This window comes from Nocardioides euryhalodurans (genome assembly GCF_004564375.1).
Classification (GTDB): Bacteria; Actinomycetota; Actinomycetes; order Propionibacteriales; family Nocardioidaceae; genus Nocardioides; species Nocardioides euryhalodurans.
Genome location: NZ_CP038267.1, coordinates 3479588 through 3494093 on the forward strand (window position 1 = coordinate 3479588; position 14506 = coordinate 3494093).

General features: G+C 66.2%; 14 protein-coding genes. 7 read left to right on the forward strand and 7 right to left on the reverse strand.

Annotated elements, in window-relative coordinates; translation table 11 throughout:
- Positions 1 to 20 precede the first annotated feature (20 nt).
- Both EXE57_RS16865 and EXE57_RS16870 read right to left on the reverse strand, forming a co-directional pair.
- On the reverse strand, positions 21 to 914 hold the full coding sequence (locus EXE57_RS16865) for a S1 family peptidase (protein ID WP_167305951.1): 894 nt from the start codon (positions 912 to 914) through the stop codon (positions 21 to 23).
- Positions 915 to 937: 23 nt separating this feature from the next.
- The gene (locus EXE57_RS16870; RefSeq protein ID WP_135079504.1) at positions 938 to 2836 is read right to left on the reverse strand and encodes an AAA family ATPase; all 1899 of its coding nucleotides are present in this window, start codon (positions 2834 to 2836) and stop codon (positions 938 to 940) included.
- 258 nt (positions 2837 to 3094) lie between these two features.
- Here EXE57_RS16870 and EXE57_RS20450 point away from each other — a divergent pair, with 258 nt between their 5' ends.
- From EXE57_RS20450 to EXE57_RS16880, 3 genes are all read left to right on the forward strand, one after another.
- Positions 3095 to 3445 carry an SWIM zinc finger family protein gene (locus EXE57_RS20450; protein WP_425271690.1) on the forward strand — a complete coding sequence of 117 codons (351 nt, stop codon included), beginning with the start codon at positions 3095 to 3097 and terminating at the stop codon, positions 3443 to 3445.
- Positions 3446 to 3605: 160 nt separating this feature from the next.
- Positions 3606 to 5129 (forward strand): hypothetical protein, encoded by a 1524-nt coding sequence (locus EXE57_RS16875; protein WP_135079506.1) that lies wholly within the window; start codon positions 3606 to 3608, stop codon positions 5127 to 5129.
- A complete protein-coding gene (locus EXE57_RS16880; RefSeq protein ID WP_135079508.1) occupies positions 5129 to 6358 on the forward strand; it encodes a site-specific integrase in 1230 nt (409 codons plus the stop codon). The genes EXE57_RS16875 and EXE57_RS16880 overlap by 1 nt, the downstream gene beginning before the upstream one ends.
- Before the next feature lie 373 nt (positions 6359 to 6731).
- Here the strand turns inward: EXE57_RS16880 and EXE57_RS16885 are convergent, their stop codons facing one another.
- The 3 genes from EXE57_RS16885 to EXE57_RS16895 form a co-directional block, all read right to left on the reverse strand.
- The gene (locus tag EXE57_RS16885) at positions 6732 to 7427 is read right to left on the reverse strand and encodes a DUF3800 domain-containing protein (protein WP_135079510.1); all 696 of its coding nucleotides are present in this window, start codon (positions 7425 to 7427) and stop codon (positions 6732 to 6734) included.
- Positions 7428 to 7527: 100 nt separating this feature from the next.
- Positions 7528 to 8469, reverse strand: coding sequence for an HIT family protein (locus EXE57_RS16890; protein ID WP_167305952.1), 942 nt, complete (start codon positions 8467 to 8469; stop codon positions 7528 to 7530).
- On the reverse strand, positions 8466 to 8957 hold the full coding sequence (locus EXE57_RS16895) for a TIR domain-containing protein (protein ID WP_135079514.1): 492 nt from the start codon (positions 8955 to 8957) through the stop codon (positions 8466 to 8468). The genes EXE57_RS16890 and EXE57_RS16895 overlap by 4 nt, the downstream gene beginning before the upstream one ends.
- A gap of 149 nt (positions 8958 to 9106) precedes the next feature.
- Here EXE57_RS16895 and EXE57_RS16900 point away from each other — a divergent pair, with 149 nt between their 5' ends.
- Positions 9107 to 9754, forward strand: a complete 648-nt coding sequence (locus EXE57_RS16900) for a hypothetical protein (RefSeq protein WP_135079516.1) — start codon at positions 9107 to 9109, stop codon at positions 9752 to 9754.
- A gap of 602 nt (positions 9755 to 10356) precedes the next feature.
- On the opposite strand, the gene EXE57_RS16905 is transcribed toward EXE57_RS16900, so the two are convergent.
- Together EXE57_RS16905 and EXE57_RS16910 are read right to left on the reverse strand one after the other, a co-directional pair.
- Positions 10357 to 10590 (reverse strand): hypothetical protein, encoded by a 234-nt coding sequence (locus EXE57_RS16905; RefSeq protein ID WP_135079518.1) that lies wholly within the window; start codon positions 10588 to 10590, stop codon positions 10357 to 10359.
- Positions 10591 to 10792: 202 nt separating this feature from the next.
- On the reverse strand, positions 10793 to 12268 hold the full coding sequence (locus tag EXE57_RS16910; RefSeq protein ID WP_167305953.1) for a recombinase family protein: 1476 nt from the start codon (positions 12266 to 12268) through the stop codon (positions 10793 to 10795).
- A 190-nt stretch (positions 12269 to 12458) separates the two neighbouring features.
- On the opposite strand from EXE57_RS16910, the gene EXE57_RS16915 reads away from it, so the two are divergent.
- Genes EXE57_RS16915 through EXE57_RS16925 form a run of 3 tightly spaced genes read left to right on the forward strand, consistent with a single transcriptional unit; the run spans position 12459 to position 14493 of the window.
- A complete protein-coding gene (locus EXE57_RS16915; RefSeq protein ID WP_167305954.1) occupies positions 12459 to 12704 on the forward strand; it encodes a hypothetical protein in 246 nt (81 codons plus the stop codon).
- On the forward strand, positions 12704 to 13555 hold the full coding sequence (locus EXE57_RS16920; protein ID WP_135079524.1) for a type II secretion system F family protein: 852 nt from the start codon (positions 12704 to 12706) through the stop codon (positions 13553 to 13555). Before EXE57_RS16915 ends, EXE57_RS16920 begins: the two co-directional genes overlap by 1 nt.
- On the forward strand, positions 13552 to 14493 hold the full coding sequence (locus EXE57_RS16925; RefSeq protein ID WP_135079526.1) for a type II secretion system F family protein: 942 nt from the start codon (positions 13552 to 13554) through the stop codon (positions 14491 to 14493). Before EXE57_RS16920 ends, EXE57_RS16925 begins: the two co-directional genes overlap by 4 nt.
- Positions 14494 to 14506: the final 13 nt, after the last annotated feature.

Consider the following 14506-nt stretch of genomic DNA (forward strand, 5'->3'; position numbering starts at 1 on the left):
CGATCGACGTTCTACATCAGTTAGAGGTTCTCGGTGCTTGGCTCGGATACTCGGTAGAAAGCGTTGCCGTCGGGATCTACGTCGAAGGTCGGGTACACGTCGCAATCGATGTGGTCGTGCATTACTAGGTGGGCGACTTGAGCCACCTCGCCGCCTTCGTCGCTGCTCGCTGCGCTGGGGACCATGACGTTCAACTCCAAGACCGGCCCGACAGCGGCGGCGTAGGTGCTTGAGGCTGGAGGGTCTCCGCCCAAGTCCATCGAACTGCTGAGGAAGCCGACCACCTGGCCCTCCGCGTCGAGGACGGCTCCCCCCGACGTACCCCACGGACCTGGTGCATCGGACTCGAATCCAGGTGACCCTCGGTACTTCTGGAACCGCCTGATGGGTTCCTGTGAGAGCACTTCGCCAACGCTGACCGTGGGGTGGGGCTCGATCGTGAGGATCGGGTTTTCGTCTTCGGGCTTCTCGAACTCCACCTTGGTGCCGGGGTAGCCGACGAACATCACCGGTTCGCCTACGTCGGGCATTCGAAGGGCCAAGGGGAGGTGGCGAAGCCAGTCGGAGGTCTGCCCGGGAAGTTGCGTCGACATGGTGGCGAGGTCCGTTTCGGTGTGCAGGTTGATCGCACTGACCTCAAGGAGCGCCCCAAAGATCGCCTCGGGTTCCGACGGCGGGTGCTGGTCTGTCTGGAGGTACACGTAGAGGCCGGAACCCTCGTCTGGGTTGGTCGCGTGGTTGTTGTAGTGCTCGTCGATGACGTGCTTGGCGGTCACGAACCATCCGGGGCCTATGCAGACTGCGGTACCCAAGCCCTTCACCGTGCCGTCCTGAACTGCCAGCACTGGGAGGACGGCTCGCTGGATGTCTTGGTACTCGGTGAACTCGTGGAGTTCTCCTTGGCGGATCGCCACGTCGCCGATTCTGAGGGCTGCAGTCACTGTTGGGTGCCGTTGATGCGTTCGATCAGCGCTTGGAAGTTGGCGAGCGTCTCGGCGCTCAGGCCGTCGATCTTCTTCGGGTCGCGGAGCAGAACCTCGGCGGGCTTGTAGTGGTCGTACTTTTCGTGGAGTTGCTGGAGCCGGTGGACGATCCGGTCACCGGGCGGGAGGTCGTCCTCCTTGACGCGCCGGTTGAACGCGTTGTTGTAGAGCGCGAGGTAGTCGGAGACCGTGAAGAGGTCCTCGATGTCGGCGTGTTTTGCCGAGATGATGTCGCCGACCCGGATCAACCTGTCCTTGCTCAGGCGTCCTGCCTCCATAGCCGCGTCGAGGCGTCCCGCACCCTCTGTTCCGGAGTCCACGAGGACCGTCACCTCCAGTTCGCGACCGATGAGCGCTACGAAGGCGGGGATGTTGGAGGCGCTCCCAGCGGGGAGGATCCTCCAGTGCTCGTCGAGCGATGTGCGGTCCTCATCGGCGAGTTTCCTGCTGATCAGGTCGAGATAGAGGAAGTCGCTGGGGCCCTCGACGAGCAGGTTGCTGTTGCCGATGAACAGATGCTGCGCCACGTCGTAGCCGAGCGCTGCTTGAAGCGGGAAGAGGCTGTCGGCGTCAACCGACAGCACTTCCCGGCTCACGACAGCGCCCTCCTTCGGTCCCTTGTCCTCCACGATGCGCACGCGCTCGATCTGGTCTGTCTCCACCATGAACGGCGAGTGGGTCGTGTAGAGCACCTGTGCGGCCGGGGCGAGACGCTCGTTGATGAAGCGGAGGAAGTCCGCCTGTGCGCGTCCGTGAAGGGTGAGGCCGGGCTCGTCGAGAAGGATGACGAAGTTGTCGTTACGCGACTCGAACTCGGTGAAGGCGGCGAGGAACGAGAAGAACCAGCGGAAACCGCTGGAGCGCTGGGAGAAGTTGTTGGTGAAGAAGTGCCTGGTGTCCTCGACCCGGATGTCGAGGATGTTCTGAGTGATGTGGGGTCGCCCCTGAGGGTCGGTGCCGATCTTCCGGTCGATGTCGAACCGGACCCGGAGGCTGGGGTTCTGCTTCCAGTATTCGAAGACCTGCTCCGTGAGGTCGTTGCTCACGGCCTCCAGTTCTGCGCGACGGTCCTCGTAGTCGTCGCTGCAGAGTGCGGTGGGGGTTGTGTCCGCGAGGGCGAGAAGCGATCGGGCGGTCTGGTCGGAGGTTGAGGCAGTCTCCTCGGCTCCACCCTTGGAGAGCCGGAGCAGGTCGATCCTGCCTTCGAGCACGCTGTATTCGCCGAAGTAGAAGAACGTGGGTACGTCTAGGAGGGTGATTATCGCGTCGCTGATGCTCTTCCCGTTGGCAACGTGCCCGTCGAGCGCCGTGGTGGTGCTGGAAAGTGCGGCGGTGAGCGTCTCATCGGCACCCTCGGACAGGGCGGTAATGCGGCCACGGAGGTCCTCGAAGGTAGTGGTGCTCGTCAGTTCCTTGGCGACCTCCTCGGGCAGGTCTAGCGCGGCCACAAAGCCCCTAACCGCCTTGGCCTCATCGGCCGAGACAACCCACCACGTGGTGTCCTTGTCATACTTCCGGTAGACCGTGATGGAGTCGCCCGTTAGGACGCCGTCTCCGAACTTGTCGGAGATCGCCTTTTTCTCGTCGTCGCTCAGGGCGAAGTCGGCCTCGATGGGCCTCGCCTTGGATATGGCCTCGGCCTTGCGGTCCTTGGTGAGGAGCCACCGGGGGTAGTCCTGTTGGGTGTTGAAGGTTGCGCCGTCCACCGGGTTGAGCCGGTGCAGGGCCGCGAGCACTGCCGTCTTGCCCGCTTCGTTCATGCCGACGAGGCAGGTGACGTCCGAGTCCACGGTGATGTCGCCGCTGTCGACGATGTTCCGAAACTTTCGGACCCGGAACCGGGTGAGGCGCATGTCTTTCCCCCATGTGGATGTGTCGTGGGTCACGCGGACCTTAGGCGGTGCTCAGTGTAGGCAGGGTCGCCGACACCGTCCGGGCCCGCGGTGCGCCGCGGCCACGCGGTGGAGTCATCCCGCACCTAGCCGGTCTTGTGGCAGTGGCTGTCCGAGCGCAGCAGGCGATTGGCGGTACAAACGCCCGATCAGGCGGCCGATACGTCGGGCGTAGGCGGGGTCACCACCCCGATCATCTGAGAGACAAGGACTCTCGCCATGCCTGTTCTGGCTACCCCCAGCCGCACAACCGACGCGGTCTACAACCTCACGTTGAGTAACGGCCTGCCCACCGCGTGCACCTGCCCCGGTTTCACCTACCGCAACCGGTGCCGTCACATCACCGAGCACACTCTCGGCGGCAGCCAGGTGTACTGCGACGGCTGCGGCACCACGCACCTCCGCGCGGTGCGCTACGACGCCGGACGCGCGTGGGTACGCAGACAGGGGGACACCTGCGCGCAGTGCAGTCGGAAAGACAGCCTCTGTGTAGTCCCGGATTGGGACGCCCGCGAGGCACTCCGTTCCCGCGAAGAGGCCCTCGCGGTTCCTAGTGCAGAGACTCGATGAGAGCCGGTGGCGCGTTGTCGTTAGGGGCCGGGTAATCGATCGGGTGAACTTTCTGGCGGGCCGAACGGGCCGCCTAACGTGGTGCCACGGACCGCGGCGGTCCGTCGTGATCAGGATGGACCGCTTCCGCCGGACTGCCCTGCCGCGGCAAGATCCTCGGGTGACTGACTACGTCCAGTGGCCACCCAATGCAAAGCGGCCGCGTCGGCAATTGCCTCGCCCCACCGGTTTGGCAGGAAGCGCGGCTTCGCTCTCCGTCCGACTCCGCGAAGCGAGAGTGGCCGCGTTCCTGGGCGGTCAGGTCGGCGAGCCGCAAGACGAACTGGATGCACTGATCTCGCGCACTGCACGACTATTCTCCGAGAGCATTGCGGACCAGACTCGTAAGGACTACGCACGGCGCTGGAAGCGATTCGTGGAGTGGTGCGAAGCGAAAGGATTCGAACCACTCGACTCGCCGCCAGAGGTAGTCATGCTGTACCTCTCCGATGCGCTGGGGGACGGCAGGGCGGCATTAGGGACACTCCGCTCCCATATGGCTGCCATCAACCGCCTCCATGTTGAGGCTGGCCTCATGCCTCCGGGCGACGATCCCGCTATGACGATGTTCCTGCGCACGATGCGGAAGGCGGTTGCGCCGCGCGACCCCCAGGGCGAGATCAGCGCACTGAAGATCGGCCCACTGCGGGAAGTCTGCCGCTACCTCGACTCGATCGGATCCGACCCCATCGAAGTCCGTGACCGGGCCTTGCTGTCCCTCCACCGCGCGGGTGTCGGCGACGGAGAGATGGCCCGCCTCCAGTGGCCAGATGTGAGACTTACAGAGAAGCGAGCGAGCCTTCACCTGCGGGCGGTTCGGGCAGACCGCTCGGACCGAACGGTGCGGATAGACGCCCACCGCGACCCGGGGCGATGCGGCGTCCGTGCACTGCGCGCCTGGCGTGATCTGGGTGGCAACACCAGTCCTTGGGCAATTGGCCGGACTAACCCATCCGGCGGTCGCGACGACCGACCGTGGACAGCGCGCGACGTTTATCGGATCCGTAAGGCGCGCCTCGACTCGCTCGGCCGAGACGGCAGGAAGGCCGCTATCGACGACGCCATCGCGTTGCTCGGCGAAACACGACCCGCCGTCCTGCGTGACAAGGCCCTCATCTTGGTGGGGTTCGCGGGCGCGTTCAGGCGACCTGATCTCGTAGGTTTCCGCTGGCCCGAGGTTACGCTCGTCGACACCGGAATGGTCCTGCGGCTGAGACGGTCGAAGACCGACCGCGATGGAGAGGGCGTCGACGTTGGCATTCCATGCGGGCAATCGTCGACCACCGATCCTGTCGCCGCCTTGCTCGCCTGGCGGGACCGGATGGAGCGGCAACTCGGGACGGACTACCTGAACGAGGGCGCTTGCTTCACCGTAGTAGGCCGCGCCGGGCGCATCGGCACAGAGCCGCTCACCACGACCGCTGTCACGGTCGCCATCCGCTCCCGAATGGCCGAGGCTGGGGTTCCGGGCCGATGGTCTGGTCGCTCACTGCGCCGAGGTTTCATCTCGACCGCAGCAGACCTGGGCCTTCGACTGGAGGACATCGCGAAGGGCAGCCGCCACGCAACGCTCGACTCCTTGATCCGGTACATCGCGACCGACGATCCGTTCCGCAACAATCCGACGGCCCAGATGGGGCTTTGATGGGCCGTGAAGAGCGACTCGCCGGGTCGGTGACTCCTGCGCGTGTGGAACGAGCCCGTCAGGAGTCCGCCGCGTTCGTCACCTTCCGGGCTCGGTTGAGTCTCGACGAGTCTCCGGAAGCCGTGACGTTGTACCTGGCCGCCCTGGCTGACCAGGACTTGTCCGGGCGACAGATGCGCGAGCGACTTCGACTGCTCGACCTAGATCGCCGACTACTCGGACTCCGTCCGTGGCTACAGGACCCCGATGTTCGCCTGTTTCTGCGAGGTCTTCTCGCCAACAAGCCGGTGGGCGAACGGCACAGCCACTACGACCCCCTCTATCTCGAACTAATGCACGCGTCGGTCGACGCCTGTCGGGTGCTCAACCCGGACCAGCAGCGCGCTCTCGCCGCGCATCTGACGGTCGAAGCCACCAACATCCCCGCCACTGCGCTCGCGAGGTTGCGCTGGGCTGACATCCACCTCACTCGACAGGGAATCGACATCCGGGTGACCTCGAAGATCGGTCGCGGCGCAGACACCACAACCACGTACACCGTGGAGGCGACTCCAAGCGATCCGCGGTGTCTTGTGGCCGCTGTGCGTGCACTCCGTGCGCTTGGCGGCGGCCAATACGTCTTCGGAGTCGAAGGACGCCCCATCGACATTCAATGGCTCCGCTCCCGTCTCACTGTCGCTGATCCACTGGCCCCCACACCCGCTCAGGTCCGAGACCAAGCGCTCCTGCTGATCGGCTACCTGGCTGGACTGAGGACGAGCGAAGCAATGACCCTGCGTCAGCGAGATGTCGAGTTTCACGGACGCGGACTTGTACTGGCGATCGCTGGACGCATAAGGCTGACCTACCTGCCCTCCGCACCTGACCCGGCATACGACGCGGCAAACGCATGGACAGCGTGGCTAGAACTTCTGGACGAGCACGGCCTCCTGGACCCCGACGGCCTCGCCTTCCACGCGACCAACTTCAGGGTGATCTTCTCCAAGGGCATCCGAGAGAGCGGTCTGAACCGGGTGGTGCACCAACGCACGGAGGAAGCGGGGCTGTCTGGCCGGTTCGTGTGGACTTCGCTGCGCACGGGGATGATGCGTACGGCTATCCGCAACGACGTCCGCTCATATTCGATCGCGGCCCACGCAGACCTGCTTTCGCTTGGCTCGGTCCAACGCCATGAGCGGCGCGAGAACCTTCTAGCCGATGGCAACGTCGCAGGACGGCTCGGCCTTTAGCCGTCTCAGTCGCCGCGCATCGAATCGCTCTCCGAACGGCCTTCGCGCTCCCCTTCTGGAACCCGCCACCCTGGCGTGGCCTGGGGCCAAGGCCATAACCCGGCGGTTTGGAGATGCTGATCAGGTTCGGTGTCGGCGGCCCGTCGCAGGCGTTCATTGGTGAAGGTTTAGTCCCGTGCCAGCGCGAAGGTCATCCTGTCACCGGCATGGGCGGATGCGAGGCGATCGGGGTTTGCGGCCAGGGGCTCAACACGCTGATTAATGACTCCCCACGACGACGCCATCTGTGCTTACATGTCCGTGAACCCGCACTGACGAGAAGAGCCCCTGGGCTCTGGACTCCAAGTCCTAGTTGATGCGGGTTCAACGCATTTCAGGCGGTGACTGCGTTCGGCCCGTAGTGGTAGTTCCGGCCCACGGACCACAAGTCGTAGACGCTTGCGATCTTGTCTTCGATCAACACTCGCGACCGTTTGTCGCCGCGTTCGGCGTCACGCATCACCGCCCACAAGGTGTAGTCGACCGCTTGCAGGCACGGGTCCGAAGCCGCGTCCCAGTGGCCGAAGCGCTTGTTCACCTTCCAGTTGCAGCACTGCTGCACAACGTCCTCGACGGCACCACGAAACGCTGCTCGCGTCTTCTTCGTGCCCAGCGTTGCGGACACAACCAGGAGGTCGTCGGCCGGACCGAAGTACCGCCCTGAGAACCACTTGAAGTGGTAGAACCACGCGTACTTGTAGAACTGCTGGTCGGTGGTTCGGGTGCGGGGCAGGGCTTTAGCCTTCTCCAGCAGGGTCACGTCGATCTTGTACTCGTGGCTCTGCAACACCTCGAACACGGCATCGCGGACGGCCTGTGAGTCAGTGGTGCAGTGGAAGGGCCCGTCATGCGCTGTGCCGTTCATCACCAACTCATCACGAAGGGCAAGCAGATCTCCACGGAGCCGCTGCACGTTCTCCTTGCCCTCCATCATGAGGGTGCCGACGGCGAAGTACCGAGTGGGACCGGAGTTCGCGATGTGGCATCGGAAGTCGAAGTTGCCGCTCTCGTCGGCGAACAGGTACTTCATCGGCACTTGGATCACTCCCCCGAGCGCAAGCCTGAACGGCGCAGGTGCGGTGATTCCGCACGGATGTCCACCCTGCCAGACCCCCCGGACCCGGACGCGATTACGGCCTCTGACTAGGCGTCTCTCTGGGCGACTTCGTATCCGCAGGGTGCGCTGCCGGACCCGCAATCAGTGCGATGACCAAGAGCACGCCGCCGACGACGGCGAGCGGAGCATAGAAGAGCCAGATGGACCAATTACGGAAGTGATTCGGCCACCACCACCGTGGGGGGCGACCCTGGGTGGCTAGCCCCTTCATCGACAACGGGACAACCGTGTTGTCGTCGGCAATCGAGTTGTAGACCTTTCGGGCATGACGCTCGGCGTTGAGGTATCTGGCATCAAGAGCGGCAAACGACACGAGGACCAGGATGCCGAGTGCTATGAACGGCCAACTTTCTCTCACTAGGGCTACTCCGAATGCAGCGCCAGCGAGCGTGACCGACCATCCCTTCGCTGCGGCTGACGAGGCCGCCATCCGCGCGATGGCTCCCGAAATTAGGTCGAGATGCTTGCGCCGATCTTCCCGGTCCTGCTCGCTGGTCATGTCATACCCGGCAGGCTTGGACGCCGCCACGGCGGCTTCAAGGGCCGACCGCATCCCATCGAGTTCTGCTGTCGACCACGTGGGGTTCGGGGATGGCCAGAAGTCGTCGACGGCATCATTCGCCCATCGAGGCAGGACGTGCACGTGCAGGTGGTTGACGGTCTGAGTGGCCGCCGGCCCATTGGACTGGATCACGTTGAGACCCTCGGGCTGCATGGCGTCGCGGGCAGCGCCAGCAACGCGTAGGACCTCCGAGGCTAGAGTTCGGGCCGCTCCCTGAGACAGAGCCCAGATGTCGGAGACGTGATCGTCGGGGACCAACAGAACGTGCCCACGGGTCGCCGGTTCATCCGGCAAGAACACCGTGACACCGCGTCCCCGCGAGACGACCCGAGCCGGGGCGTCCCCCGCGATGATGTCGCAGAAGGCGCACCTCGGCTCGCGACTCGGACTCACCAGGACCGCTTGACCGCACCGTTTACCCAGGACTCAAAATTGTCCCGGATGGTGGCGTACACAGCCTTGCTGTCGGCTCCGCTGGGGTTGTGGAGGGAGACATAGCGGCTGAGCGGCGTGCCGTCACTGTCAAAGACCTTGCCGAAAGGGTCGTCGCCGTAGGACCCCTTGTTGCCCTGCAGGTCCAGCATCCCGTGCACACGGATGCCGACGAGAGGCTTCTTGTCCTGCCACGCCTTCTCGATCTCGTACTTGACCCACTTGCGTGAAGCAGTCCCACCGCCGACCAGCACGACGACCGCGTCCTTGCCGGCCATCTCCCTCGCGATCCAGTTCTTGACCGCCTGGTCGCCGTCCCCCTTGATCGCCTCCCATCGCTGGGCGCTGACCTCTTCCCGGTCCTCCTCAATCGCGCCGATGTTCCGGATGCGCTGACAGCGCGTCACGTCACCGTCGTAATGGAAACTCAGAAAGACCTTCTTGGCCATGTGGCATTCCCCTGTTCGCTGGCCCTGGACTGAACTCTCCAAATGCTGCCACGAAGCGCAGACAGTTCGGGGCAGTGAGCAGCCACCGCTCATCGGCATGTCCGAAAGATCCCGTGCCAAACCAGGATGAGCACCTAGACTCGCGCAATGTGAGCGACGACGACTGGCTCTACGACGCTGCAGCCATGGTTAGAGCCGCCACTCTGACGCTGCTGGAGCGCCCCAACTCCTGCATCAGGTCGACTCGCCTCACAGTCGAGGTCCTCGGGCTAATGGGACTCTCTGCTCGACCGGTTGCGGTCCACGCCATCGCCTTCAACGCGGAGGCACGGGGGCTCGTGGACCAGGGTGTCCCGATGGACGCATGGCCGTCATCAGCGTGGAGTGTCGGCATTGCGCCGACAGCGGATGATGACGGCTGGCCCGGGCATCTCGTCGCGCAAGTCCGCATTCCCGGGTGGCCGGGCCGGACCATTATCGACTCGACTAGCGACCAACTCCATCGGCCCGAGCATGGCATCGACTACCAGAGTCCGACGATCTTCGGCATCCCGCCGGGCCGCCCATGGACCCCACGTGACCCAATCTGGCTCAGTGACCCCGACACCGGCACCAGCCTGTGTTACACGCTCATGGCCCCGGGCGACCCCAACACGCTCCTGTGGCGCAGCGCGCCCGCATGGACCGAAGCACCCGCCGACATCACGGCACTCGCCCACGAGGTCCTCCGCCGACTCCACGACCAAGGCTGGCAGGCTCCCAATCTCGCCGGAACAGTTGCGCAACCCACCTTCTGAAGTAGAGACACCCACGACGGCGACGTCGCTCGGTGTGATGGCCGGACCCAGGACTTCAGCGGTGGTGACGAGCGGGTCAGCCTCGGCGATGAAGCGCCGGGCGTGTGCTTCGCATCCGGCCGTGGTTGGAAGCCATCGTCTACCACGGGTCAGCGACGACATGGCCAGGTGCTCCTCGAAGGCTGTCGATGCATGCCAGGACGACCTCCCTGTTACGTCCGTCCGTCGCCTGCGCACGATGGCGACGCGTACCCGACATTCGACGTTGATCCGGACCGGGCCTTCGGCGAGGTGTGAGCGGGGAGGGCGTCGACGACCGCCGCCGAGTGAGTGTCTATCGGCCGGGTACCCCGACCCCTTGGGGACTGGGTGGTCGGCGAGGTGTGGCGAAATGGCCCCTGAGGGCCAAAGCAGCAGTTGAGGGAGTCACCCGTCCCCGCGCCGTCGCGGCGCTCAGGGTGACTCCCTCTCTGTGCTGCTTCGGCTGTGTCGCCACCCGGGGTGGCGGGGGAGCCGATGTGGTTGGCCCGCCGCCTGTGGAGGGCACACGGGGACGCTAACGGCCAGCCCGGACACGTCGACGTGTCAGCGGGACGCGTGGGTCAGTCGGCATCCCGCGCGCGCTTTGCCTCAACTTCGCTACACCAGCCCAGATGTCGGGCCGGGCGAGAAGTTCGTGGAGCCGGTCGTCCCACGACGAACGTCTCCATGGTCTCGTCGTCGGCGATGGCCTGGTCTACGTCGGCGGATGTGATCGGCACGCCGAGGGTGAGGGCAGGCAGGCCGGTCACCGGGTCAACCGGGACACCATCAGGCTGCTGGTCGGGTTTGCACACCCCTCCAGCGTAAGGCTGCTGTCGGTGCGCATCTCTAGCGTCCGGGCATGCTGCCGCCCCGCCACGAATACCTTGCCGACACCGAGCGGACCCGGCATCCGCACGACCCCACGGCTCACATGCCAGAGTGCCCACGCGCCAGCGACAGGCTGGGCGTGGGCACTCGATGCACCTGCGACCCGGAAGACCGGGCCAGGACCTGCTAGGCCGCTGCCTTTCCGGTCAGCGCCGGAGACAGGAACACCTCGATGCGCTTGTCCGGATGAACGATGATCTTGTCCACCAGGAGGCGGACCATCTCTCGCCGGGCGTCGAGCGGCAACCGAGGCCAGTCCTGCCGGAGCGACCGGATCTGCGGCGGGGTCCACACACGCACGGGTGCTTCCGCACCGGACATCTCCACCTCCAGCGCGGCCACCTTCTGATCGAGTTCTGCTCGCTTCTCGGCTACCTCATCAAGCGTGTAGACCCCGGCGACGAGGGCGTCCATGAGTCGCCTACGCCCATCCCTAGCCTTCTTGAGGTCGGCCTGGACACGGCGCATCCGCGCGCTCTGGTCGGTGCGCTGTTCACGAACGGTTCGGGCTGCTCGTCGGCCAGCGGCCTCTAGTTCTGCGGCGAGTGCGTCGAGTTCGCCGAGGAGCGCCTCCTCCACGTCCCTGGTCACCCGCCAGACGCCCTTGCAGGTCTTGGAGTCTTGAGCCTTGATGCAGCGCATGATGTAGCCGCGAATCTGCTGGCCGGAGGGGCCGCCGGTGGTGCAGGTCATCCCATTTCCGCACCGGCCACAGACCGTGATCCCGGACAGCGGCCACTTCATTCGAACGGCCGACTGATTGCCGCGCCTGTCGCGCCGTCGGGCCATGTACTGGCTCCACTCCTTGGGCTTGATGACGGCTTCCTGTGCGCCCTGGTGCAACTCGACGGTGTTGTTGTCTGAGGGCAGGCCCCGTCCACCGGTGCGGAGCCGACCCGCGCCGAACCCTGAATCGAGTAGGTCACCGACCAGCGAGGCCCGCCAGACACCGTCACGGGTCGTCGGCACGCCCTCCTCGATGAGCCAGTTGGCGATGTCGACCAGCGATTGGCCCTTGATGTAGCGCTTGTACATCTCTGCGAGCACCGGCCCGGTTTCGGGGTCGATGCGGTACTCCTCGCGGCAGTCGCCGTGCGGCCGACACTCCGGGTCCTTCGCGTTACGGATGCGCCAGCCCGCTGCCGTGACGGCCTGTGACCGGCACTTGTGGTGGATGTAGCCGAATCGAGGGTCGCCGGTGTGTGGCAGGCCCCGGTCGAGCCGAAGGTCCTGGGAGTCCTTCCACTGCTCGCTGAAGCGGTTGGACTCGAACGAGGCAATCGCGGCGAGCATGTCTCGGGACAGAGCCCCGGCAGCGGTGGTGGCATCCACTTCCTCCGTGGAGGAGTACAGGTCGCCACCGGCCTTGATGATGCGTCCGAGGTTCATCTGGAATCCCGCGTTGTCACGTCCGAAGCGCGAGAACTTGTAGACGAGGATTCCGTCAGCCTGCCCGGTCTCGACCATCTCAATGGCGCGTTGAACGTCGCGGTTGAAGTTGCGGCCCGTGGCGTCGGGGTCGGTGACTTCGGTGACGAGGGTGTGTCCGAGGCGGGCTGCCCACTCTCGGTTCACCCGGCGCTGAATCTCAGGAGACTCCATCTCGTCTCGTGCTCGGGAGACCCGCTCGTACCCGACGAGACGGAGAGCGGTGGGCTGGTTGGCGCGGCGGCGGTTGGTTCGCATGACACCTCTATCGGCGTAGTTGGGTCCGATTCGGGGTCCTGACGAACGCACGAGGATTCGAGCCTTCATCGAGACACCCGGGTGTCTTGCGGAACGCACCCGGTTCGTGGTGCCCACGGTCGCGTCGTCGGTCGACCTCGTCGTCCACCTCTCCCTCGACGAGCAGGGCGTACGCCGGGTGCAGGAGATCGTGGCCGTGCCGGGTCGGGTCGAGGCCGACGTGATCGAGACCGAGTCGATCTTCGAGCGCGTCGACGGCGAGCTGCAGCGGGCGCACGGGATGCCGCCTCGCCTCGACCGGTTCGCCCACCTCGGCATCGACATCCACCAGGTCCTCGAGGGCGCTCTCTGATGGGCGCGGTGGTGGGGCTGGGCGTCGGCATCGGGCTGATGCTCGTCTGGTCGGCGTTCTTCCTGCCCCGCCGTCCCCGCAACGCCACCGGTCCGGGGCCGCTCCGGCGTACGCTCGCCGCCGCGGGTCTGAGCCAGGTGAGCGCGCCCGGTTTCGTCGCGATGTGCCTCATCCTCGCGCTGGCGGTCGGGCTCCTCGTCCAGGTCGTGTCCCGGACACCGCCGGTCGCGCTCTGCTTCGCCGTGCTGGCCGGCAGCCTCCCCGTGACCGTCGTCGCCGCCCGCGCCCGCAGGCGCTCGCGCGAGCTCGCCGACCTCTGGCCGGAGGCGGTCGACAACCTCGCGTCCGCGGTCCGCGCCGGGCTCTCCCTGCCCGAGGCGCTCGGCAACCTCGGCACCCGTGGACCGGAGCCGCTGCGGCCGGCCTTCCAGGCGTTCGCGACCGACTACCAGCTCAGCGGCCGGTTCGGCGAGAGCCTCGACCGGCTCAAGGCACGGCTCGCCGACCCGGTCGGCGACCGCGTCGTCGAGGGCCTCCGTATCGCCCGCGAGGTCGGCGGCGGCGAGCTCGGCCGGCTGCTGCGCAACCTGTCGGGCTACCTCCGCGACGAGGCGCGGACCCGTTCGGAGATGGAGGCTCGGCAGGCCTGGGCGATCAACGGTGCCCGGATGGCGGTGGCGGCACCGTGGGTGGTGCTGCTCTTCATGACCGCCCAGTCCGACGTCATCAAGCGCTACGACTCGGTGGGCGGCGTGGTCGTCCTGGTCGCCGGGGCGGTGACCTGCCTGGTCGCCTACCGGCTGATGATGCGGATCGGGCGGCTGCCCGCGGAACGGCGGATCCTGACGTGACGGCAGGCTGGTGGGGTGCGGTGCTTGGCCTGGTCGCCGCGGCCGGGGTGCTGCTCGTGGTCGCGCGGCTCCATGCGATCCGCCGCCCCCAGCTGTCGATCCGCGTGCTGCCCTACCTCCACGACCTGGCCGGCTTCGACCGACCGGCCGGGGCCGTGACGTCGACGTACTCCCCGCTCCCGGCGGCCGTCGGTGTCTTCGGCCCGCCGCTGAGCACGCTCGCCGGGTGGGTGGAGCGGGTCCTCGGTGGGGCTGCCTCGGTGCGCCGGCGGCTCGACGGCGCCGGCCTCGACCTCACGGTGGCCGACTTCCGGGTGCAGCAGGTGGTGTGGGGGCTGGTCGGCTTCGGCCTGACCGCGGGCTACGCCCTGCTCGACGGCCTCGGCGGTGGTGCCGGCGTGGTCTCGTCGCTGGTGCTCTGCCTGGTCGGCTTCGCCCTCGGGGTGATCGGTCGCGACTACCACCTGACCGGTCAGGTGCGGGAGCGGGAGCGGCGGATCCTCCGCGAGTTCCCGACGGTGGCCGAGCTGCTCGCGCTCGCCGTCGCGGCAGGTGAGGGGCCGGTCGCCGCCCTCGACCGGGTCGTACGACGCAGCGGCGGAGAGCTCTCCCGCGACCTCGCCCGCGTCCTGGGCGACATCCGCACCGGCGAGCCGCTCGGCGACGCCTTCGACGCGTGGGCCGCCTCGACCTCGCAGCCGATCGTCGCGCGCTTCGCCCAGGGCATCGCGGTCTCGGTCGAGCGGGGGACACCGCTGGCCGACGTGCTCCACGCGCAGGCCGCGGACGTGCGCGAGGCCGGGCGCCGCGAGCTGATCGAGGTCGCAGCTCGCAAAGAGGTGCTGATGCTCGTCCCCGTCGTCTTCCTGGTGCTCCCCGTCACCGTCTTCTTCGCCTTCTGGCCCGGCGTCGTCGGCTTGTCCATGACCACACCATGACCCCAACGGAAGA

Coding starts and splice junctions, on each gene's coding strand:
- EXE57_RS20450 (WP_425271690.1), top strand. CDS start 3,095: ATGCCTGTTCTGGCTACCCCCAGCCGCACAACCGACGCGGTCTACAAC.
- EXE57_RS16870 (WP_135079504.1), bottom strand. CDS start 2,836: ATGCGCCTCACCCGGTTCCGGGTCCGAAAGTTTCGGAACATCGTCGAC.
- EXE57_RS16910 (WP_167305953.1), bottom strand. CDS start 12,268: ATGGAGTCTCCTGAGATTCAGCGCCGGGTGAACCGAGAGTGGGCAGCC.
- EXE57_RS16895 (WP_135079514.1), bottom strand. CDS start 8,957: ATGGCCAAGAAGGTCTTTCTGAGTTTCCATTACGACGGTGACGTGACG.
- EXE57_RS16885 (WP_135079510.1), bottom strand. CDS start 7,427: ATGAAGTACCTGTTCGCCGACGAGAGCGGCAACTTCGACTTCCGATGC.
- EXE57_RS16880 (WP_135079508.1), top strand. CDS start 5,129: ATGGGCCGTGAAGAGCGACTCGCCGGGTCGGTGACTCCTGCGCGTGTG.
- EXE57_RS16920 (WP_135079524.1), top strand. CDS start 12,704: ATGGGCGCGGTGGTGGGGCTGGGCGTCGGCATCGGGCTGATGCTCGTC.